The sequence below is a fragment of the Rhizobium sp. WSM1328 genome (assembly GCF_057653715.1).
In genome coordinates this window covers 1,500,150-1,520,769 of the sequence record NZ_CM172788.1, presented here as the reverse complement: position 1 = coordinate 1,520,769, position 20,620 = coordinate 1,500,150, and the positions used below count along the sequence as shown (strand labels likewise).

Annotated in this window: 24 protein-coding genes; 17 read left to right on the top strand and 7 right to left on the bottom strand. The window is 60.5% G+C overall.

Annotated features, from left to right (window positions below; genetic code table 11):
• Positions 1-70 precede the first annotated feature (70 nt).
• The 3 genes from AC2444_RS07765 to AC2444_RS07755 are packed head-to-tail and all read right to left on the bottom strand — an operon-like array spanning position 71 to position 1,214.
• Positions 71-403 carry a four-helix bundle copper-binding protein gene (locus AC2444_RS07765; RefSeq protein ID WP_028741778.1) on the bottom strand — a complete coding sequence of 111 codons (333 nt, stop codon included), beginning with the start codon at positions 401-403 and terminating at the stop codon, positions 71-73.
• A gap of 11 nt (positions 404-414) precedes the next feature.
• Complete coding sequence (gene copM / locus AC2444_RS07760; RefSeq protein ID WP_128448975.1) at positions 415-843, bottom strand: CopM family metallochaperone; 429 nt, start codon at positions 841-843, stop codon at positions 415-417.
• A 41-nt stretch (positions 844-884) separates the two neighbouring features.
• Entirely contained in the window at positions 885-1,214 is a 330-nt protein-coding gene (locus AC2444_RS07755; RefSeq protein ID WP_128448972.1) for a hypothetical protein, read from the bottom strand.
• A 154-nt stretch (positions 1,215-1,368) separates the two neighbouring features.
• Between AC2444_RS07755 and AC2444_RS07750 the strand changes: the two genes are divergently transcribed.
• Positions 1,369-1,872, top strand: a complete 504-nt coding sequence (locus AC2444_RS07750) for a cytochrome b (RefSeq protein ID WP_128448971.1) — start codon at positions 1,369-1,371, stop codon at positions 1,870-1,872.
• Here the strand turns inward: AC2444_RS07750 and AC2444_RS07745 are convergent.
• On the bottom strand, positions 1,855-2,295 hold the full coding sequence (locus AC2444_RS07745) for a YqaA family protein (RefSeq protein WP_128448969.1): 441 nt from the start codon (positions 2,293-2,295) through the stop codon (positions 1,855-1,857). The genes AC2444_RS07750 and AC2444_RS07745 overlap by 18 nt on opposite strands.
• A 158-nt stretch (positions 2,296-2,453) precedes the next feature.
• Between AC2444_RS07745 and AC2444_RS07740 the strand changes: the two genes are divergently transcribed.
• From AC2444_RS07740 to AC2444_RS07710, 7 genes are all read left to right on the top strand, one after another.
• A complete protein-coding gene (locus tag AC2444_RS07740; protein ID WP_128448967.1) occupies positions 2,454-2,852 on the top strand; it encodes a hypothetical protein in 399 nt (132 codons plus the stop codon).
• A gap of 90 nt (positions 2,853-2,942) precedes the next feature.
• Positions 2,943-3,170, top strand: a complete 228-nt coding sequence (locus tag AC2444_RS07735) for a hypothetical protein (RefSeq protein ID WP_128448965.1) — start codon at positions 2,943-2,945, stop codon at positions 3,168-3,170.
• Entirely contained in the window at positions 3,167-4,633 is a 1,467-nt protein-coding gene (locus AC2444_RS07730; protein WP_128448963.1) for a TolC family protein, read from the top strand. Before AC2444_RS07735 ends, AC2444_RS07730 begins: the two co-directional genes overlap by 4 nt.
• A gap of 13 nt (positions 4,634-4,646) precedes the next feature.
• Entirely contained in the window at positions 4,647-5,993 is a 1,347-nt protein-coding gene (locus AC2444_RS07725) for a multicopper oxidase family protein (protein WP_128448961.1), read from the top strand.
• A 32-nt stretch (positions 5,994-6,025) separates the two neighbouring features.
• Entirely contained in the window at positions 6,026-6,505 is a 480-nt protein-coding gene (locus AC2444_RS07720; protein ID WP_028732233.1) for a cupredoxin domain-containing protein, read from the top strand.
• A 22-nt stretch (positions 6,506-6,527) separates the two neighbouring features.
• Positions 6,528-6,815 (top strand): copper-binding protein, encoded by a 288-nt coding sequence (locus AC2444_RS07715; RefSeq protein WP_028732234.1) that lies wholly within the window; start codon positions 6,528-6,530, stop codon positions 6,813-6,815.
• A gap of 56 nt (positions 6,816-6,871) precedes the next feature.
• The gene (locus tag AC2444_RS07710) at positions 6,872-7,333 is read left to right on the top strand and encodes a DUF411 domain-containing protein (protein ID WP_128448958.1); all 462 of its coding nucleotides are present in this window, start codon (positions 6,872-6,874) and stop codon (positions 7,331-7,333) included.
• Positions 7,334-7,367: 34 nt separating this feature from the next.
• Here AC2444_RS07710 and AC2444_RS07705 read toward each other — a convergent pair whose 3' ends face one another.
• Together AC2444_RS07705 and AC2444_RS07700 are read right to left on the bottom strand one after the other, a co-directional pair.
• Positions 7,368-7,736: a hypothetical protein gene (locus tag AC2444_RS07705; protein ID WP_128448956.1), complete on the bottom strand. Its 369-nt coding sequence runs from the start codon at positions 7,734-7,736 to the stop codon at positions 7,368-7,370.
• 1,095 nt (positions 7,737-8,831) lie between these two features.
• Positions 8,832-9,023, bottom strand: a complete 192-nt coding sequence (locus AC2444_RS07700; RefSeq protein WP_128448954.1) for a hypothetical protein — start codon at positions 9,021-9,023, stop codon at positions 8,832-8,834.
• Between the two features lie 101 nt (positions 9,024-9,124).
• Between AC2444_RS07700 and AC2444_RS07695 the strand changes: the two genes are divergently transcribed.
• Together AC2444_RS07695 and AC2444_RS07690 are read left to right on the top strand one after the other, a co-directional pair.
• Entirely contained in the window at positions 9,125-9,685 is a 561-nt protein-coding gene (locus AC2444_RS07695) for a type II toxin-antitoxin system VapC family toxin (protein ID WP_128448952.1), read from the top strand.
• A gap of 127 nt (positions 9,686-9,812) precedes the next feature.
• A complete protein-coding gene (locus AC2444_RS07690; RefSeq protein WP_128448950.1) occupies positions 9,813-12,008 on the top strand; it encodes a DNA cytosine methyltransferase in 2,196 nt (731 codons plus the stop codon).
• Here AC2444_RS07690 and AC2444_RS07685 read toward each other — a convergent pair.
• Positions 11,981-12,649 carry a hypothetical protein gene (locus tag AC2444_RS07685; RefSeq protein ID WP_128448948.1) on the bottom strand — a complete coding sequence of 223 codons (669 nt, stop codon included), beginning with the start codon at positions 12,647-12,649 and terminating at the stop codon, positions 11,981-11,983. The genes AC2444_RS07690 and AC2444_RS07685 overlap by 28 nt on opposite strands.
• A 651-nt stretch (positions 12,650-13,300) precedes the next feature.
• Between AC2444_RS07685 and AC2444_RS07680 the strand changes: the two genes are divergently transcribed.
• The 7 genes from AC2444_RS07680 (at position 13,301) to AC2444_RS07650 (ending at position 20,417) form a co-directional block, all read left to right on the top strand.
• Positions 13,301-13,660: a hypothetical protein gene (locus AC2444_RS07680; RefSeq protein WP_128448946.1), complete on the top strand. Its 360-nt coding sequence runs from the start codon at positions 13,301-13,303 to the stop codon at positions 13,658-13,660.
• Between the two features lie 132 nt (positions 13,661-13,792).
• Entirely contained in the window at positions 13,793-14,041 is a 249-nt protein-coding gene (locus AC2444_RS07675) for a hypothetical protein (RefSeq protein ID WP_128448944.1), read from the top strand.
• Between the two features lie 113 nt (positions 14,042-14,154).
• Positions 14,155-14,361: a hypothetical protein gene (locus AC2444_RS07670; RefSeq protein WP_128448942.1), complete on the top strand. Its 207-nt coding sequence runs from the start codon at positions 14,155-14,157 to the stop codon at positions 14,359-14,361.
• Positions 14,354-15,196: a hypothetical protein gene (locus AC2444_RS07665; protein WP_128448940.1), complete on the top strand. Its 843-nt coding sequence runs from the start codon at positions 14,354-14,356 to the stop codon at positions 15,194-15,196. Before AC2444_RS07670 ends, AC2444_RS07665 begins: the two co-directional genes overlap by 8 nt.
• Before the next feature lie 12 nt (positions 15,197-15,208).
• Positions 15,209-17,476, top strand: coding sequence for a Mu transposase C-terminal domain-containing protein (locus AC2444_RS07660; protein WP_128448937.1), 2,268 nt, complete (start codon positions 15,209-15,211; stop codon positions 17,474-17,476).
• 74 nt (positions 17,477-17,550) lie between these two features.
• Entirely contained in the window at positions 17,551-18,597 is a 1,047-nt protein-coding gene (locus tag AC2444_RS07655; protein WP_164902753.1) for an ATP-binding protein, read from the top strand.
• Positions 18,594-20,417, top strand: a complete 1,824-nt coding sequence (locus AC2444_RS07650; RefSeq protein ID WP_128448931.1) for a TniQ family protein — start codon at positions 18,594-18,596, stop codon at positions 20,415-20,417. Before AC2444_RS07655 ends, AC2444_RS07650 begins: the two co-directional genes overlap by 4 nt.
• Positions 20,418-20,620 lie beyond the last annotated feature (203 nt).

The following is a 20,620-nucleotide window of genomic DNA, read 5'->3' as shown; positions in this document are numbered from 1 at the left end:
GGATATTCGTCGCTTCACCTGATATCCGTTCTCATCTAGGCAGCAAGAGGGCGGACGTCGCCCTCCCCGATCACGCAGCCATCTTGCGGCAGCTATCGGCGCAGCGGCGACAGGCGTCGACGCAGCTCTGCATGTCGCCGATCCGCTCGCAGTCTTCGGCGCACTGGCCGCAGATTTCGGCGCATTCCCGGCAGACATGCTTGTGGTGCTCCGAGCCGATGAGCATGAAGTGCGCAGAGGTCCGGCAGATCTCCGCACAGGCCATCATCAGCTTGAAGTGCTGAGGCTTGGTGTGTTCGCCGCCCAGTTCTAGGCAGTGGCCCATGGCCATCGACAGGCATTCGCGGTAGCAGGCGAGGCAGTTGTCGATGCAGGCTTTCATCTCAGTCGACATGTGATGCATGGCTCAATCTCCTACTTGGCTTCCTTGTCCACCCACTTGGACATCTCTTCGATCTCCTTTTTCTGGGCTTCGATGACCTTCTTGGCCATCTGCTTGGCCTCTTCGTTGTCGCCGTACTTAAGCTCGACCTCCGACATGCTGATTGCGCCCATGTGATGTGCGATCATGCCGCAGACGAAGGAGACGTCGGCGTCCTTCTTCATCATTCCCTGCATCATGTTCATGTGCATGTCCTTCATGCCGTCCATCGACGCCTTCTGATAGTCGGTCATCTCGCCCATCGGCATGCCGCCCGAAGGCATGTCCGCCTTCGACATGTCCATGCCTTGGGACTTGCATTTCTCCGGGTAGGCCATCGTCGACTGGGCGGAGGCCACCGACGGCAGGATTGCGAAGGAGGCGGCGGCTGCCGCGCACAGGAGCTTGGTGAACGTCTTCATGTTTCGATCTCCGAAATCTGGTTGAGGTTGGTTGTTCTGTCTCAGACTGGCGGGAATCGGGGCGGCGGGTCGATCGCGCGGATCAGCAGCAGCGGCCTCTCGACGGACGGCGTCGGTTCATGCCTACCCGGTTCGATGCGTGGAGCCGCGATCTTGGCAAGTTCCGGAAGGATCGGACAGCAGTGCATCGTCGAACAGCAGCCGGTCTGCGGGTCGTAAGCATGCCCCGGATGGTGATCACGCTCCTCGACGACGGCACAGTGTTGGGTTTGAAGGGTGCTCGCCGCCGCGGCCACGTCAGAAGGATTCGCCGCAACGAGGATCGCGACGACGAGAAGCTGAGCGTAGCGCAATATGCTCCAAAGTCCCATTCGGCTGGATTTCCCTTCCACCATAGAACCGCGCGGCAGCAGCAATGTTCCAAGGTACCAGTGATCTGTGGCGGCACCGCGTTTTGGCAACCGGGCGATGAGGAAGCATTAACCGTCGCCGGCTAGTCTGCGGCCTCTCGCTCGGAAAAATTCGATGAAACCTGGCTATTCGCTGGCCCAGATAGGACTTCACTGGCTGGTCGCCCTCCTGGTGCCGGTCCAGTATCTGACGGGCGGCAGCATCGAGAGAACCCACCACGCCGTCCACATGGGCATGACCCCGGCTTACTGGGACGTCGTCCAGCACCATCTCCACAACTACTCGGGAATGGCGATAGGCCTGCTGATGGGCCTGCGGCTGGTTCTTCGTCTCCTTCAGCCGGCCGAGACCCACGCGCCAGGCAAGTGGGCCGCGCGGGCCGCCACGGCTCTTCACCATGCCTTCTATGCTGCGATCATCGCGCAGGCCTGCATGGGCTTCGTCGCGAGCTACTTCTGGTTTGGCATCGCGCCCTACCACGTCGTCGGGTCGAGGATCATCCTGGCGATGGTGGCGCTGCATCTCGCGGCGGCGATCTGGCACACGGTGGTCGCCCGCGACGAGACGGTCGACCGGATGGTGTTCCCGCGCCGGAAGCGGTCAGCCGACGATCTGTAACGTGGCGAACGTCAGCACGACGTAGCGTCCTGTCTTGGCAATGAACACAAGGATCGTGAACGGAAGCAGCGGCTCCTTAAGCACGCCGGCGACAACGGTCAGGGCGTCGCCAAACAGCGGCATCCAGGACAGGAGAAGCGTCCATTTTCCATATTTCCGGTACCAGCCGGACGAACGCTCGAGCGCCTTTTCGCCGACGGGAAACCAGCGCCGATCCCGAAACTTTTCGATTCCGCGTCCGAGGAACCAGTTGACGATGCTGCCAAGCGTGTTTCCGACGCTGGCGACCGCGAGCAGAGCCAGGACGGAGAACTTGCCTGTAAGAAGAAGCCCCACCAGCACGGGCTCCGACTGCATCGGCAGCACTGTCGCCGCGCCGAGAGCGGCGGCGAACAGGGCGACATAGGATGCGAGATCGATCATCGTAGAAAAGACAGCCCCTGTTGACCTTGCCACTGTTGGAAGCCCTAGCTTCTGCATAACGTGATGTTCGCGCCACATAAAGGACTCGAACATTGACGACATATCGGTCGCAATTGAAATCGGGCTGCTTTGCATGTAGTTCGAGGAGCATGGGCAAGATGTACCGAATCGCAATGAGCAGGCTGCTCGTGCTGATGCGGCTGGTGATCATCGTATCACTGGCGGGGTACTCGCTGTCGAACGCCAGCGCTGCAATGCATGGCTCCTCGTTTCCCGAGCTGAAAGCGGTCGTCTCGGACGTGACGCAATCCAACGAAGGCCACGACATGTCGGAGGCGGCCCATCACGGCCACTCGCATGGCGACGTATCCGATGACGACGCTGGCGCTTCGAAGCTAGTCAAGCAGGAATGCTGCAAGGACTTCTGCGGCGGAATCGGCATCATGTGTGCGAGCCCCGACGTCGGCGGACCCGTCGTAACTTCGATCCGGCAGTTCATCGACGACCGGACGACCCTTGGCGAACTGCCGACCCTCGACCGTCCCCCGAACATCTGAATAGAGACGCACCCGCTTGATCGGGTCCAGCCGGTCGCCTGCCCGTTAGGCAAGCGCCCGTAGGCTAATCTCTTATTCGGACATTTCATAATGAAACCCTCGCTTTTCGTGGTGGGACTGCCGCTTCTGGTCGGCGGCTGCGCATCCACGCTTCCTCCCGACGTGGTGGCGTCGTCCGCCGCGGTCGAACAGCCATCGGCGCGCTCACTTGTCTACAGGTCGCCGATCTCGGGCTATGTCACCCGGCAACCCGTCGACCCCAAGCCATGGCGTCGGCAGAACGATCTGCAGTCTCCAGCCAAGGGAGACGCCTCATGAGCAGCCCGAGAATACTGCTGATGGCGCTGGCGCTCCCCCTGACGCTCGGCGGCTGTGTCACAGGCGCCGACTATTCCCGGAAGGAGGCGGGCTTCACCTCCGTTGCCAACAAGACCGCCACCGTCACGGCGAAAGAGACCGTCTGGATCCAGAACCAGAACCAGGCCCGATCGGCGGCCGCGCAGGTCAAAAGCCTGCTTCCTCGGACGAAGCCTCTCGACGTCGAGACGGCCGTCCAGATCGCGCTGCTCAACAACAAGGGCCTGCAGGCCGCCTATGCCGATCTTGGCGACAGCGCCGCCGACGCCTGGCAGTCGACGATGTTCCTCAACCCGACCGTCTCCATCGGCACCACAGGCATGGGCGCGCCGGGCCTGGAGGCGTTCAAGACGATCGAAGGGATGATCACGACGAACATCCTGGCGCTCGCCACGAAGAACAGGGACATGGCGATCGCCGACACCCGCTTCCGGCAGGCGCAATTGACCGCGGCGGTGGAGACGCTTCAGGTCGCCGCCGACACCCGGCGCGCCTGGATCGGCGCGGTGGCGTCATGGGAGACCGTCGGGCAGCTCCAGCGTGCCCAGGCGACCGCCGACGCAGCCTCGGAACTCGCGGAGAAGCTTGGCGAGACCGGCGCTATGGCCAAGGGCGCTCAAGCCCGTGAGCATGTCTTCGTCGCCGAACTCGCCGGAGAAACGGCGAAGGCCCGCCTGTCCGCCCGTCTTGCCAAGGAGGAGCTGACTCGGCTGATGGGCCTCTGGGGCTCCGATCTGGACTATCAGGTCCCGAACAGCCTGCCCCCGCTACCCAAGTCCGTCGTCAGGCGAGACACCATCGAGGCCGAAGCACTCCGAAATCGGATAGACCTCCAGGTCGCAAAGCTCGAACTCGAAGCCACCGCCAGGTCATACGGCCTGACCGAGGCAACGCGCTATGTCACCGACCTCGAAATCCTGACGGGCTTCGAAACGGAACGCGAAATCGAGGACGACGAGACGAAAACGCGAACCACTGCGCAGGTCGAGCTTGAGTTCGCCATCCCGATCTTCGACACCGGCAAGGCCCGGATGCGCAAGTCCGAGCTCTCCTACATGCGGGCGGCGAACCTCTTGGCGGAGAAAGCCGTCAACGTCCGCTCGGAAGCACGCTCCGCATACGAAGCCTACCGCTCGAACTACGATATCGCGCGGCACTACCGCAACGACGTCGTACCGCTGCGCACCAAGGTCGAGGAAGAATCCCTGCTGACCTACAACGGCATGATCTCGAACACCTTCGAGCTGCTCACCGACACCCGTGACAAGATCAACTCCATCCTGCTCTCCGTCAACGCAAAGCGCGACTTCTGGCTGGCCGAAGCTAACCTCGCGCCTGCGATCTACGGCGGCGGCGCGACGAAGGCGACGGCAGAGACCGAGGTCGCCGCTGCTTCCCAAAGCAGCGCTGGCGGCGGTCATTGAGAAAGGACACACCATGTTCAACAGACGACAACTTTTTGGAGCCAGCGCCACTCTGCTCACCGCAGCCGCCTGGACGAAGACGTCGGCGATGGGCCTGCCCGACGCACCGACAATGGAATCGGCGGACATGCAGCCGCCACTCCACCCGGCCTCAGGTCCGGACTATCAGCCGGTGGTCACCCTCAATGGCTGGACCCTGCCCCACAGGATGAACAACGGCGTCAAGGAGTTTCACCTCGTCGCCGAACCAGTCGAGCGCGAGATGGCCGACGGCATGACCGCCTATCTCTGGGGCTACAACGGACAGTCTCCGGGGCCGACCATCGAGGCGGTCGAAGGCGACCGCGTCCGCATCTTCGTGACGAACAAGCTGCCGGAGCACACGACGATCCACTGGCACGGCATGATCCTGCCATCGGGCATGGACGGCGTCGGCGGGCTGACGCAGCCGCACATTCCGGTCGGCAAGACCTACGTCTACGAGTTCGACCTCGTGAAATCCGGCACCTTCATGTACCACCCGCATTCCGACGAGATGGTGCAGATGGCCATGGGCATGATGGGTTTCTTCGTGATCCATCCGAAAGATCCCAAGTTCATGCGCGTCGACCGAGACTTCGTCTTCCTCCTCAACGCCTACGACATCGACCCCGGCTCCTACGTGCCGCGGATCATGGAGATGACCGACTTCAACATGTGGTGCTGGAACAGCCGCGTGTTCCCGGACATCAGCCCTCTCGTCGTGTCGAAGAACGACAGGGTGCGCGTCCGCGTCGGCAACCTGACGATGACCAACCATCCGGTCCACATGCATGGCTACGATTTCGAGGTGACCTGTACCGACGGCGGCTGGGTGCGGCCGGAAGCGCGGTGGCCGGAGGTGAGCATCGACATCCCTGTCGGCGCGATGCGTGCCTACGAATTCGACGCCAAGTATCTCGGCGACTGGGCGATCCACTGCCACAAGTCGCACCACACGATGAACGCCATGGGTCACGACATTCCAACCTTCATCGGTGCGGACAAATCGAAGGTCGCCGAAAAGATCAGGAAGCTGCAGCCGGAATACATGCCCATGGGCACCAAGGGCATGGCCGACATGGGCGAAATGGAAATGCCCATCCCCGAGAACACCGTTCCGATGATGACCGGTTGGGGGCAGCATGGTCCGATCGAAATGGGCGGCATGTTCTCGGTCGTGAAAGTCCGCGAGGGGATCTCATCAGACGATTACTCAGATCCTGGCTGGTACGAAAACCCGCCCGGAACGCAGGCCTTCGAGTGGACCGGAGAACTTCCGGACGCGACCAAGGCCAAAGACGCAAAAACGCAAATCACGCCGAAGCCGACAAACGGCTGAGGTCCGATCTCAACATCGAAAAGGAATTACGGATGAAGAATTATCTCATGGCATTGGCCCTCGCAGCACTCGCGTCGCCAGCACTTGCCTCCGGCAATCATGCCGGTGGGCACGGCGAGAAGATGGCTATCGGAGAACCCGGCGACAAGGCCAAGGCGACACAGACCATCCGCGTCACGATGAAGGAAACCGACGACGGAAAGATGCTGTTTACCCCCGCGGTCTTCAACGTTCGCAAGGGGCAGACGGTCAAGATCGCGATCAAGAATGCCGGAACCATCGACCACGAATTTGTGCTCGATCAGGAAGACAAGATTCTGGAGCACAAGAAGGTCATGGAGAAGTTCCCTGAAATGGAACATGCCGACGCCAATTCCATCCGCCTTCCGGCTGGTCAATCCGGCGAGATCGTCTGGAAGTTCACCACCGACGGCGAATTCAAGTTCGCCTGCCTGATCCCCGGCCATTACGAAGCCGGCATGCACGGCGACGTCACCGTCGCTGGGAAATAATCCGCAAAAAGGAGCTACGAACATGAAAACTGCCCTGATCAAAATCAGCGTGGCCGCCCTGCTCTCTGCCAGCGCGGCTTTCGGTGCGTTCGCCCAGGAATTCACCAAGGGTGTCGTCAATAAGGTCGACGCCAAGGCGAAGAAGGTCACCATCAAGCATGAGGACCTGAAGGGCCTCGACATGCCTGCGATGACGATGGTTTTCCGGGTCGAAGACCCGGCTCTGCTCGAAAGACTGAAGGAAGGCTCGAACATCGAGTTCGTTGCCGAACGCGTGAATGGCAAGCTGACCGTCACCAATGTAAAGTAACCGCCTACCGCCGTCCGGCCCCGATCCGGGCGGCGGGACATCACGGAGTGGAGACGATGCAAAGGAGAAGCTTTCTTGCAATGGCGGCCTCCGCCTTTGTGCTCCCTGGTGGAGGTGTCCGCGCCGACGCGCCGACGAAGATGACGGTCTACAAGGATCCGAACTGCGGCTGCTGTCATGAATGGTCGAAGGCGATGGAGGCAGCAGGATTTTTCCTCGACGTCCGCGATACCGACGACCTTGCCCCTGTCAAGACGCGGCTTCGCGTGCCTGCTGACATGCAGGGATGCCACACCGCCGTCGTCGAGGAATACTACCTTGAGGGACATGTGCCGCTCGAGGCCGTCCAGCGCCTGCTCCGAGAGCGGCCGCCCGTCCGAGGGCTGGCCGTGCCGGGCATGCCGCCTGGCTCGTTGGGAATGGGTGTCGATCCGGCCGCGGTCTATGACGTCTATGCGATCCCCTCGGGAACCGGCGCGCCATACGTGTTCCTAGAGGTCCGCCCCCGGAAGGGGTGACGCCTCGATCGATCAAGCCACGCTGAGCTGCCGCTCAGGAAACCGGAGCGGTGCAGAGCGCCGCCCAGAGATCGTGCTTCCAGTCCGTTCCCGGCCGCGTCGAAACGTCGACCATATAGTTGACGGAATTGACCCGCACCACGGCGGGCGAGAAGCAGCGAACGCTTGCCCGGTGTCTTCCTCCATCGCGATAGAGCTCCGCCCCGCCGCCGTCGAATTCCGTCAGCGTGATGACGACCTCGAAATCGAAGGCGGGATCGCGGGCAGGCCCGCCCTCAGCCAGGCTGAGGTCGACAGACCGGTTGTCGCCGAACGAACCCGTGTAGAAGACCGCAGGTCCGGATGCGAACGACATCGATGCGTGCTGAGTGCAAAGGATCAGAGACAGAAGGATTCGGCGCATCTTCCCCTCCCGTGGTCAATGCCCCGCACATATTATCATATCCGCGGCGACCCCGCACCATCCACGGAGCGGACGACAAGCGCCTTCGCGGCTCGCCGCCAACCTACCACGACTGGTTATTGGCCAAGCGCCACAAGCCCGACCCCTTCTCCGCAGGAGACCGGCCGACGCCGCCATGAATCAACAATTGCTCAAGCGGGTGAGCCTCTCACCGCCCCTGTGAAAGTCTACGCACCAAAGGGCTTTGTGAAGAACGCGAGCGGACAGCCGACGAGTTAGCTGACGCTCAGATGACGAAGTCGACCGGGCGCGGCGCAGTTTTTGCGCGCCGGCTCAGACAGCGAGGCCGCGAAGAAACTCCCTTTCGGTCGCCTCCGCCACTTTTCCATCCGGTATGTCTTTGAAGGTAGGCGTCAATGCCATCGTATGTAGTTCCGATCGTTCAAGGGACGGCCCCTGATCGAAGCATAAGCGAGGCCTTAATGTTTAAGCGATTCAAAACGCCGGCCCATTATGAAATCGGAGAACTATGGAGGCGCAGAGGTGGCATGGTGTCGATCTCTCAATTCTCGAGGATTCGATGCCGCCGACTTCTGCAAGCAGGAACGGCTACACTACTGAGAGAACGACGTCTCTGTAGTCGTCAATCCGGGCGACCATGGCTGCGGCAGCGAGCCATATGGATCGTTGGCAACATTGAGAAAGAGGAACCTTGCAGGCCGGCCTCTATGTGAAGTCGGAGGTGGAATAGTTGATATCGGGATGAGCGTGTCGGCCGGCCATTCTCAGTTTGACGCCGGCAGAATATCATGCCTAGCTTCAATAGAGTGAGGAGAGTGCATCAATGCCTAGGACTGTGAAAAATTTGCGTGACCTGAGAACAGGGGATTGGGCGGCAATCGCCGCATTTGTCGCGCCGATAGCCGCTATAGTCTATCTTCTTCTTGTAAAGGCTGCAGGATAAGCGCCGCGCCGAGTACGGCGACTATCATCCCCAGGTAAGTATATCGCTAGGCCGTTAGGAATGTGGTCAGTAGATGGGTCGGCCACCAGGAAGATATTTGGCGGGAGCCATTCACATCCTTCCACCATCACTCAGAGGACGTCGTCGTCTTCGAGCGTGCCGGCGCGGACCGCCCACTCGGAAACCGGCGTCTTAGCTTTCGGCTCGAAGCGGACGATGAACTTGCCGTCATGCTCCCGAACCGTCTGCGGCGTCAACCGAGCAGCGTCGAACAACGTTGCGGCATCCGCCTCGGCTTCATTTCGGCTCCAGACCTTTTCCATGCGTCCGAATATCCCAATAGACTCACATAACCCATTTAGTTGACGTCAACGTTAATCTACTGTTTCTTCGCCGCAAGAGCAATTCTCTCTTCGAGCTACACATGTCCGGCGAAGGCAATCTCATCTCCGCGGGAAGACCAAGGCTGTTGCTGGATACCATGATCATCAGTGCCCGAGCGCGTCGGAGGCCGCCGGAAGGACTAAGGATCTGGCTACAGGCAGCTTCGCACGTCGTGGACTTCTGCCTATGCTTTCCGGTCGTGCTGGAGGTCAAGCGCGGACTGCGCCTGACGAGAGATCCGCATGTGGCGGCAAGAATTCGAGCCGTGGTCGAGGATCTGGACCGCGCGGACTTCATCTACTTTGGGATGGGAAAGGTCGCCGAGGATATACTTGCCGACATGATGGCGAATCCAAAGCTGAAGCAGTTCTGGCACGCGCAGCCCAAAGCAAACAACCAGCGGGTCAGCCATGACCTGATGATAGCTGCGGTCTCCATAGCGTATGAAACGCCGATCGTCACCACGGACGCCGACTATGAGCTGATCGACAGGTATCATCCCCTTCCCGGCGTCTTTAATCCTCTTCAGAACCGATGGGTGGTCGAGCCCGCCACGCCGATACCGCTGCCAAGCCTTCACCCTCCGTTGAGGATCTTTTAGGGGCCTCCTGCTCGAATTCCTTCCACCGCCGCAAGGCCGGACGCTGTCGTCAGTGAAAATTCACCAATTCCTTTTCCACTAATGCAACCGACGTCTGGTACGGATCGCCCTGCAATGGAGGGCCGACATGGATCGCGAACACCTGCTTGACGAAGCCTGGGTGGTGAAGGCCGCAGACGACGTGGAAAATCAGCTCAAGGCGATCTCGATCGCTCTGTCACGCGCATCGAAAATCGTCGGCGAACTGGACGGGGCAGCCGATCCCGAATTCGTGTCCGCGCTTTTGAAGACCAGAGCCGGCGTCGGTGAACAGGAACTGGACGTGATCCGAAGCTTCGGCCGGCTCCTTGCCGAGCATCAGGACCTGTTTGATGACGAGGATCCTCTGTTCGCCACGATCGCCTCTCCTGCCATCGCGTCCAGCCAGGCGTACGACTCCGCCGCGGCGACCGTCCGTGGCGGCGTACGTCTCGACGAGCGCGCGGTCGCCCGACTTGAATCCTTCATGCACCGGACTGGGAAGACTGAGGAGGAAAGGTTCGAAGACGCCCGCTCGAGCAGTTTCGAATCCTTCGGCCGCAAAGCTACGGCGCTCGCGATCAAGTCGATCGAATCCAAGGTCGATGCGCTGCTAAGGGAGATCTGGCAATTCCGCGAGAAGTTCGTCCAGCGGTCTGACGACGATGGATTCGAAAGACCCGGAGCCCGCGAGGGATATGACAGCGCGTTTACCGCGATCGTGAAGCTGGCGCAGTCCGCATGCCGCGACGTCGAGCGCCATCTTGGACTTGTCGAATCCTTCGGCGCAACAGAAGAGGACACGCACGACGAAGCCCTCGCTCGGGCCGTGGCCGCCCTGCGCAGGTTCGCCTCCGGGCGGTTCGCCGACAACGGCGGCTTCTCGTTCGATCCGGAACCTCCGGATCTGCATTTGACCGAGCTGACGGACGCGCTCTTCTATCTCGCGACGAACTCCGCGCCTTCCCGCTCGGGTCACGTCGAGCTTGCCGTGCGTCCTCCAGGGAAGCTGCGTGCGCTCGAACTATGCGCGGGCGGCGGCGGTCAGGCGATCGGCCTGATGTCGGCGGGATTCGAGCATGTGGCTCTATACGAAAAGCTGCGCAGGCGCGTCAGGACGCTCAAGCGCAACTGGTCGAGCTGGAACGTCAGGAGGGTCGACATCAGGGAAGTCGCAGACAGCGAATTTGCGGCCTATAAGGACATCGATCTCCTGGCCGGCGGTCCGCCCTGCACGCCCTTCTCGCAAGCCGGACATCGGCTGGGCCGTCGATCCAAGGACGATTTGTTCCCTGATATGATCCGGGCGGTGAAGCTCGTCGGCCCGCGAGCGTTCATGTTCGAAAACGTCCCTGGCATGAAGGACACGAAGCACGCCTCCTACCTCGCGAGCATATGCGCGGACTTGTCGTCGCTTGGCTACAGGGTGGACGTCGTGACCGTCGACGCGTCCGATTTCGGTCTTCCGCAGGACCGCACACGCATCGTCATTGTCGGTCTTCGAAACGACGTGGAAGGTTTCTTCATTCCCCCGCGGACAGCTCCGCCTCTACAGGGATACGTTTCCGACGTTCTGGGTCCTCTGGTGATCCGCCACGAGACGCCGGACGAATTGAAGAGTTCGGTGATGTCGGGAAGCCCTCAGTGGAAGTACGACCAGTGGGCGAAGTCGTGGCGCGAGAAGTTTGCGACGGAGCGCTTGCCGACCGTCACGAAGACGTCGTCAGAAGATCGGCACTCCCGGCTCCGTCGATTAGCCAAGGCGGGATTCGACGGCACGAGCTTCGCCGGTGGTCCGCCGTCTCTCCTCGAAGCGCAGGATGAAGGATTTAAGCCCAAGCTCACATTGGACGTGCTGGCGCGCGCTCAAGGATTCCCTGACCGATGGGTCTTTCACGCGGAGGGAGGCGGCAACATCGACATGGTCGGCGACGCCTTCCCCCCTATTGTCGCAAAGGCGTTCGGCCTAGCGATCTACACGGCCCTCACTGGCGTTCGCTTCGACCTGGCTGCGGCCCTGGCCGAGCCGTTGCTCGACGAGAGCAGGATCGGATTCAGACCGTTGCGAGGCCGCGTCGGACGTTCCTGGGACACCACGATCGGTATGGAGCTGGCCGAGCGTCTACGCCGTGGCGAGCCGATCGAGGACATCGAACCGATCGCCAAACGCCGGACGCGTATCAGGCGGCTGGCTTCGCTTCTGGACGCCGAGGAAAAAGGGTTCGTCCAGCCGACCCAGTTGTCGGCGGCCGGCCTAGCCGGACCTTCCGAACTAGGTCATTTCCGGAGGAAGGTGGTGGCGTAGTCGTTGCAGCGCTGCAGCGCGCGGGCCATGCTGGCGATCCGCTCCTCGTGATATTGGTCGAACTCCCCGACCTTCTCTCCGTCGACGAAGACCCGGCCAAACCCGTGAGCCGGGAATTCCAGCCTGACGTCCCTGCCGGATTCGTCATGGAACACGAGGCTCTCGATCGAGCCCAGCTCCGTGACCTCGCGCCCGACGTCCAATCCTTCGACGGATCGCTCGGCAGCGAAGAACGCGTCGGCAAGCTCATAGCTCTCAACCTCCATCGGCCTTTCCTCGATCGTGATGAACGGCTGCTCCCGGAAGTTCTTCTCGATGAGGGACCACATTTCGTCGGGATCGGTCGGCAGAAAGACGGGGATGGATTCCCACCACCTCCGGTGCGCCCAGCCGGTGTTTCCCAGGGCGCGCGGTTCGTGCTGCTCGATTTGAAGACAGGCGTGTGTCCACGCCGCTTCGCGTAGCCCCGTGGAATCCTTGTCTTCGAACAGGATCGACACGGAGCTGTGCGACATCAGCGGATCCCGCGTCCTGTCCCGCGCCACGAAGTACACCTCGACACCATGTTCGTTCGTCTGGGTTCTCGCGCGCAGGTTCAGCTCCTTGAGCAGCGGGTCCATGCGGTCGCGGAACTCGATCATCCGGCTTCTGATGTACTTCATGCGCTTCCTCCGGTGGCTCCGAAGGAAGGATTGCGGCCGGTTCTGCATGCGACAAGCGACTGGCGCTCACGCGCTCCCATACGCGCGTGGGCGCCAGTGAAAGGCGCCGCCCGCCGCGGCGTCAATACTGTCGGATTTAAATAAATTCGTGGACAATTTTCGGTTCAGCGGATACCGAATCACTATCGGTCAGGTTCTTCTCGACGGAGAGACGACATGCACATGCGCAGCCGAATAACCATACGGACGCTCCCGCTCTAGCGGAGATCGCGGCGACCTTTCGCCACCGTCCGGTCTCCTTTCAGTCGTTGAAACCGGAGACCCGTCATGCGCACCGATACCTTCCCAGCCTTCCTCTCATTTCACTGCCAAGACAAAAAAACGAGTCGCCGCATCTTTTTTGCGTTCGAGATCCTGCGGAGCGATTCGTTTTCGGTTATACGATCAAAAAACCGGAGACGAGACGCATGATAGCAAAGCATGCGGTGCCCGCGACCTAGCGGCGCTGATCTAACACACTGAAAAGCCGAACGCTTATCAACCTGCGACACCGTCGCCGGATCGGTGGCATTAGACCGAAATTCACTTTCAACGCAACGACAATCGTCGTTGCGAACGAGGAGCCATGTCTTGGAAACGATAGAAGATCTTCTTGCCCGCCTACGCGAACGCCACCCTGAGTTCCCGCGTTGGGTGGGCACCCTTACGCCGGACGTTTTCGGTGTCAGCTTCTGTTTCGCCGTGATTGACCGCTGGCGGCGTGAACTGAATGGCAGCGTGGACGCCCTTCATGAGAAACTCCGCCTGGCGACGGTCGAATACAACGTGCGTCAGGGTTGCGAGATGCCTGTTCCGCCCAAGGAAGAATTCGCCGGTTATGTCGCTCTGCACCTGCCGATGGTTCTTAGTATCCCGTGGCAGCGCATTCGAGGCCAGCGCACCCTCCCGACGCCGGACGAGCCTTCGGTTCGTATCAGGCGCTCACGCTAACGGATAACGCTGCCGCGCTCACCCGGCGCGGCGGTCCACAAACATCGGTCGCGCGTGAACGGAATCCTTCCGTATTACGAAGGCGAACCCGTGCGGCCGGTCCCGAGACGAATACTGACGAAGGAGACCTCGATGACGCGAAAAAAGACAGAACGCTTTGAGTTCGATAGAAAGAGGTTTTGGATCGCCGCCCGCCGCCTTGCGGCTTTTTGTGAGGAGCCGCCGCCGCGCACGTCGGAGGACAATGAAGCCGTCATCGAAATAATTGCTGAATATGCGCCTCGCGTACGCGAAGGCATTCCTGACGCCGTCGTCACTCCAGTCCAGCTTTCGCGGATGTCGTTGAAGCTCGGCCTGAAAGCGAAACGTTCGCTCCACTAGCCATCGCGCCTAGTCGCTAGCCGACCGGGCCTGTCCGAATTTCCACATCGCCGGGCCGCCGAACCGCGTCGCCCACGCGGACGGCGAAGCCATGTCCAGATCTAGGAGAAGCCATGAAACCAGTAGTCCGAAAACTCGCGCGCGCCGGTGCCGACGTCGCGTTTCTTGTTCGCGCCCTGTCATCTATGCGGTCCGAAAAGGACGACGATCAGACAATCGCTTCGTCTCCAGACTGGCCCGACGAGCACATGCCCGACGTGGTGGAGTTCGTAGACGGCAACGCATCGGCGCTTTCCCAGGCAGGAGGCGCGAATGCGTGAGCGCCGCCTGATCGACTACATGGACCGTAAGGAGCGCGGCACCGTCCGTTCGGTGATAGACGTCATCCGATACGCTACCGCCGACCGTCCCTCGGCCGGCCGCCTGATCATCGTCGGCGTCACGCCCGAAGGCGATCCGGGGCTCACGTTCGAAGAAGCAGGTGATCGCACCGACGTCGTCTGGGAGCCTCCCCGGCCTTCGACGGCGAGCCGTAAGATCTCGCTGAAGTCGGCGAGCAGCGTACGCGGGCACATGGTCGACATCGCCCGGAACCGGCTGCTGACTTTCGAGAGCATGCTGGAATACTACCTCGCAAACATGCTGCTGTCGTGGCGACGCACAGTTCTCGTCGAGGACCAGCCGCCAGAACTCAAGTTCATGTTCGGCGGCGTGCGGACCGGGCACACGTTCGACTTCCGCGGAACGGACGATCGCAATTTTCGAACTGCCTATGCCGTCAAGGCGCATGACCAGCTCGCGCCCGACCAGACCTTCGCGAAGGCCCGAGCCATCGCCGCCGCACACTTTCCCCGCTTCGCGGATCACTGGCTCGTCCTCTGCGAAAAGCAGATCACGAGCGCCAAGGGATGGAACGCCGTCGACATCAACGAGGCGCGTGCGGCCCGCTGCGAGCGGGACTGCGACCTGGTCCTCGAAACGCTGAGGTCCATCGGTCGACCGACGGAGATCTGGCGCCTACAGGACAGGCTTTCCGAAGACGCCGCTGTCTGGAACGCGCTCCTCTGCCTGCACTTCGATGGTCTCGCCCAGATCGAGAAACCTGGTCTGCGGTTCACCGACGCCGCGCGTGTCGTGGCGACCACTCGCCATTGACGGACGGGCGGAATGGCGAGCAATCCATTCGACTTCGGTCCCTATGATCGGATCTTTCTCGACGAGGTCGAGATTACGATTGAGGTCGACGGAAAGGACAAGAAGGCCTTCGTCCGAAAGGAAGGAGACCAACGACCCTTCATCATGAACAACGACGAGATCAAGGCGGCACTCGACGTCGACGAACTCGTCGTGGAACGGGATTACTACGACCCGCGGCGCAAGGACCTTCTTGCGTCGACCTCGGCCTATGTGCGCGACCTGCCGGAAAAGAAGCAGGGAAAGGTGAGGCGCAAGCTCTTCTGGATCATGCTCCTGCGGCAGACGCGCGAGGAGATGGGTGGCATTCCGCACGATCGTCGCCCGACGATCATGTTCGAGATCCGCGGCCGCTTCATGCAGAATTACAAGGAGATGAAAAAACTCGCGGAAATCGAGGAAGACACCAGAATCCATTTCAACAAACTGCCGGCCATCGGCGAGCCGCCGCCGTACGATACGGTCGCCAAATGGTCTGCGAAGCTGGCAAAGGCCGGAAACGACGCAAGAGCTTTGATTGACGGCCGCGGTTCGGCGGAGCGGGAGCCGGAGTTCACCCCGGAGGAGCAGCAACTTCAGGGGCGCTTCGTCTGGCGCGTCTGTTCGATCACCGACCCCAACGTCGCCTACATCTTCAGAGTGATGAAAGCCACGGAGCGGCGGCTCAACAAGCTCCGGCCCGGCGGAATGCAGCTCGATCTCGGTTGCCGGACGACATTCTATAATCGCGTCGCCGCCATTCCTGACTTCGCGATCTATCTCGGTCAGAACGGAGAGGCGAAGGCGAAGGCGAAATATAACATCGTGATCGGGAAGGATCGCGGCCTTCCGATGGACCTCGTTGAAGCGGACGAATGCCGTCTCGACATCGTCACGCTCCTAAAGATCATCAAAGTCTGGGAAGATCTCACCGAGGAGGAGCAGGAAGCTTACGAAAAGGCCCAGGCGCGCTTCTGGGCTTCGGCGGTGGTGGATCACGCCACCGGGTTCTTCCTTTCCTTCCGAATTCACATCCGCAACCCCTCGGTTCACACCGCACGGGCCGCCTTCGAGCTGGTAGCCATCAACAAGAACCAGATCGCCCGGAATGCCGGATGCAGGTCGGACTGGTCGGTGGCCGTCGGCTTGCGAAAGGCTCGACTGGACTGCGCGTCGTGGTACGCAAGCGACGCTGTAGTCACAACAATCACCGATGCCAGCGGCACCAAGCTACACCCGCCTGTGAAGAAGCCGTGGTTGAGAGGCACTATGGAGCGGGTGTTCGGCACCCTGTCCGGCCTCACCCTCCAGAATTTCAGCGGCCGGACGTTTTCGGACGTCGTGAAAAGAGGAGATCGCGACCCAAGGAAGGGCGCGTCCGTCGACCCGGTCATGCTCGAGGCAGTCTTTATTAGGGCGATCGTCGACATCTACCACAACAAGAGAAGCACCGGAAAACTTGGAGGCATGTCGCCTCGTCAGGCATGGGACGAAGGCTGCAGGCTGAAGCCCCCGCCTCCACCGCCGACCTCATGGCATAGGCGCAACATCTACGGCCTCAACCTCACTCGCGTCATCCAACCCGAAGGCATCGAGGTGATGGGCTTCTTCTACCAGAGCCTTGCGATCCAGCAGATGCGCCGCGATCGCACAGGCACGGAGGTAAACATTCGTATCGACGTGTGGGATTTGGGCGAGATCACGGCGTACGACGAGGCCGGAAGAAGTCTCCGGGTGGCGGCCAGGCTCGATCGCATGAAGGGCATGTCCTACTGGAAGGCGACAACCCTGCTGCACGAACTGCAGGTCATCGACGTCGAGTACACCAATCGCACTCTCGATCAAGTCGACGACGCCATCCTGGCGATCGACAACTACGCCGAAGTCGCGCGAATGACCCATAGCATCGCGTCTCCGATCATCACCGAAGAGCACGTCGCGCGCGTCGAGAAGCACATTCAGCGTCCGCTGCGGGTCGTCGACGAGTCGGAGTATACCCTCCAGCTTTCCGGACAGGACTTTTCTATGGTGCCGTTCCTTGCGGACGCCTGGGGGATCGACGACGAGCCGGAACCCGACGACCTGGAGGTGGCGAAAAGCCAGTCGCCAGAAGCCGTTGCTGCGAAATACGGCGAAACCGTCAAGACCAAGGGAAAGAAGTCCAAGCAGGACCCCGCTACGACGCAGGAGGCCCCTCCGAAGGACGAACCTGTCCAGCAATCTCCAACAACCTATTCGGCCCGCTATACCGAGGAGCATTGATGTTTGAACGATCCAATACCACCAGCGACATTGAGGAGAGACGCAGAAAGGCCGACGCGCGTCTGCGAGCCACGATGGATCCGGCCGACGTTCAGCTTGCAGATCGCATGGATGCGATACGGAAGATGAACTGCTCGACGCCCCGCGACGCTCTCGTGAAGGAATATCTCGGCGCCATGAAGCGTAGCCTGATCTCGCAGAACGGCGAGAAGAAGGCCAAAATCCTGTTCATCGTCGGCGAATCCAATGCCGGGAAAAGCCGCTTGATCAAGAATGCGATTGCCGGCGACCCCGCGTTTCACTCGTACGATGATGAGGACGGTCACGCCAAACAGCTCCTCCGGACGACGACCCCCTCGCCGTGCACGCAACGAAACGTCGCGATCCGTTTCGTCAAGGATCTTGGGTTCCCGGTAAGGGACGACATCCTGAAGACCAGGGCGTGGCCGCTGCTCGAAGACCAGATCAGATTTCATCGGGTGCGCTGGGGCATCATAGACGAGGCCCAGCGTATGATGAAGGTGGACAATCCATCTGATCTTCAGGAAGTCTCGGACAACCTCATTTCGCTTGTTGACGCGGTGGACTGGCCTATCAGGCTCGTGGTGTTGGGCGTCCCTCCGCTAGCCGAACTGCGTAGGCGCGACAAGCAGATGGAGGAGCGCTCCGAGATCATCGAACTATCGCCCGTCCCCGCGGCCAAGACCAGCCGGGTGGAGGTCTGGCTCACGGAGATCATAGTGGATCATGCCGGTCTCGCCATGCGCCGTAGCGACTTCACACGCGGGAACCTAGTTTTGGTTGCGGAAAAACTGATCCACGGCTGCGCAGGAAATGCAGGATCGATCATCGAACACATCCGTTCCGCCGTGGAGGTGACGATCAGGGCCGGCCGAACCGAAGTTCTGATCGCGGACTTCGCCCAGGCCTACTACAACCGGACCCGATGCCTGCCGCACGACAACATTTTCGAAGTTTCGACCTGGAAGGCCGTTCCTGAAGGCGCCGCCAAGATCAAGGAGCCAATAGAGACTAAGCCCGAACTCGGCGACCAGCCGGAACAGCAGGTCGACGACAACGCCGGTTTCAAGAAGCCGAAGGCGGGAGACCGCCCGCGATGAGCCGATTGAACGTAGCAGTCGATTTTCATAGTGACGAGACCGTTCCAAGCTTCTGCTCCAGGCTCGCCGCTGCCAACGGCGTTGCCAGCATGCGCGAGTTCTGCTCCCATCTCGGGCTCAATGTTCAGGCAATCATCGCCGGCGATGCGGAAGAAGTTGGCCGACTGATGAAATTCGCAGGCCTGGGCCCGCGTGATGCAAACAGAGGGTCTGTCCGCAAGATCGATAATCCCGCCGCCGTAAAGGGCGAAGTAATCGTGGCGCGCTCGTACTCCACCTCCCGCCTTCGCTATTGCCCCCGATGCCTGCGAGAGGACGTTGAGAACGGATCTGGTCTCAAGATCGCTCGTCCGTATGGACGGACGCTATGGTGTTTTAGCTTCATCCGAGCTTGCAGGAGGCATGAAGTCGGCCTGCAGACGATCGACGCTCGGGATATCGATCCAAGCGGCTACCACGACGTCGCACGAATGGTAGAGAAGGTTCTCCGCAGCAAAGACTTCGACAAGGACATTCCCAGGCAAGTTAGCCACCCTTTCGAACGGTATGCCGAAGATCGGCTCACCAGGGAAAATAACAAGCGCTTATGGATCGACGAATTTCCTTTCTACATGGTCACGCGTCTTTGTGAGATGACCGGCGCGATGGAGAAATTCGGAAAGATGTTCCGTTCGGATTGGATGTCCGAAGCTGACTGGGCGGACGCCGCCCAGATCGGATTTCAGATAATGAGCGAAGGCCGAGCGGCATTCGAGGATCATCTTCGTACATGGCATGAACCTTTCTGGAAGACCAAGGGCCACGTCGGAGGCGGCTTGCTATACGGAAGGCTCTACGAGCACCTGGCGCACGAGTCGGAAGACCCCGCTTACGATCCGATCCGGAAGATCATGTGCGACGTAACGCTGGACGCATTGCCGTTCGGCCCTGGCGACTACCTCTTCGGACCGATCTCGAAACGGAGGGTGCATTCGGTCCATTCCGCCGCGCTCGAATACCGCATTCATCCAAGAACAATGCTCAAGCTGGCGGAAAACGCCGGGATCATAATTCCGGGGAGCGGCTACACCCCGGAGCGCAAGCTCATGAAGGCCGCGGCGGCCCGACAGATGATGAAAGCGGTGGGCGCTGCCATGGATTGGGAAGATGCCATGGCTCGGCTCGGTGTCACCAGAACGATGTGGAATGCTCTCTCGAAGGGGTACATCGAAGCGCTGCCGGAGACCTCCCAGCAGGGCATGCATGCGCTTTATGATCCCGGCGTTATCGACATGTTCATCGAAAAGGCGACATCAAAAGCAACGATGTCTATGGAATCGACGGACGGATTCCTTCCCATCGAAAAGATCGTCAAGAAGACGAACTGCAAGTTTGTCGAGGTCATCGACCTTCTACTTGAGGGACGGCTCATGCGGGCTGCGGTATCCAACCAGGGAGTTGGGCTGGGACGCTTGCGGTTCGACCTGGAGGAAATCGACGAGTTGTTAAGGCTTCCTGATCACGGCGGGCTGAGCCTCCGGGAGGTTTCAAAGAGGCTCACCGCCAACGACCGTGTTGTCCGGCGGCTTGTCGATCTAGGCCATCTCGCGTCGGAAATCGCGATCAATCCGGTCAAGCGTTGCGAACAGCAAATCGTCCGGGAGGAGGCCCTTGCAGACTTCGTCAGCCAATTCGTGTCGCTTTACGTTCTTGCGAAGGAGCGTCGTGAAAATATCGGCGCGGTAAAACGGGTACTTACACATCTCGGGATAGATCCCGCCTTTCCGCCGGAGGACGTTGGCGCAACGTTCTATCGACGGCGTGACGTCTTCGTCATCTGATCTAACCTTGATCAAAAGCCCGGCTAGCGAGCCGGGCTTTTTTTGTCCTGCTCGGGAGCGCTTTTACTTTGGACGGGAGGAAGATTGTTTGGACGGGCTGTAAATAGCGCAGAGTTTTCAGTGAGGGTGAAATAGCTCGGGAGGCTATCTTGCTTGGACGCGACAGTAGCGCCACCCGAAGGCGTCCGAGAAAAGTTGATCGA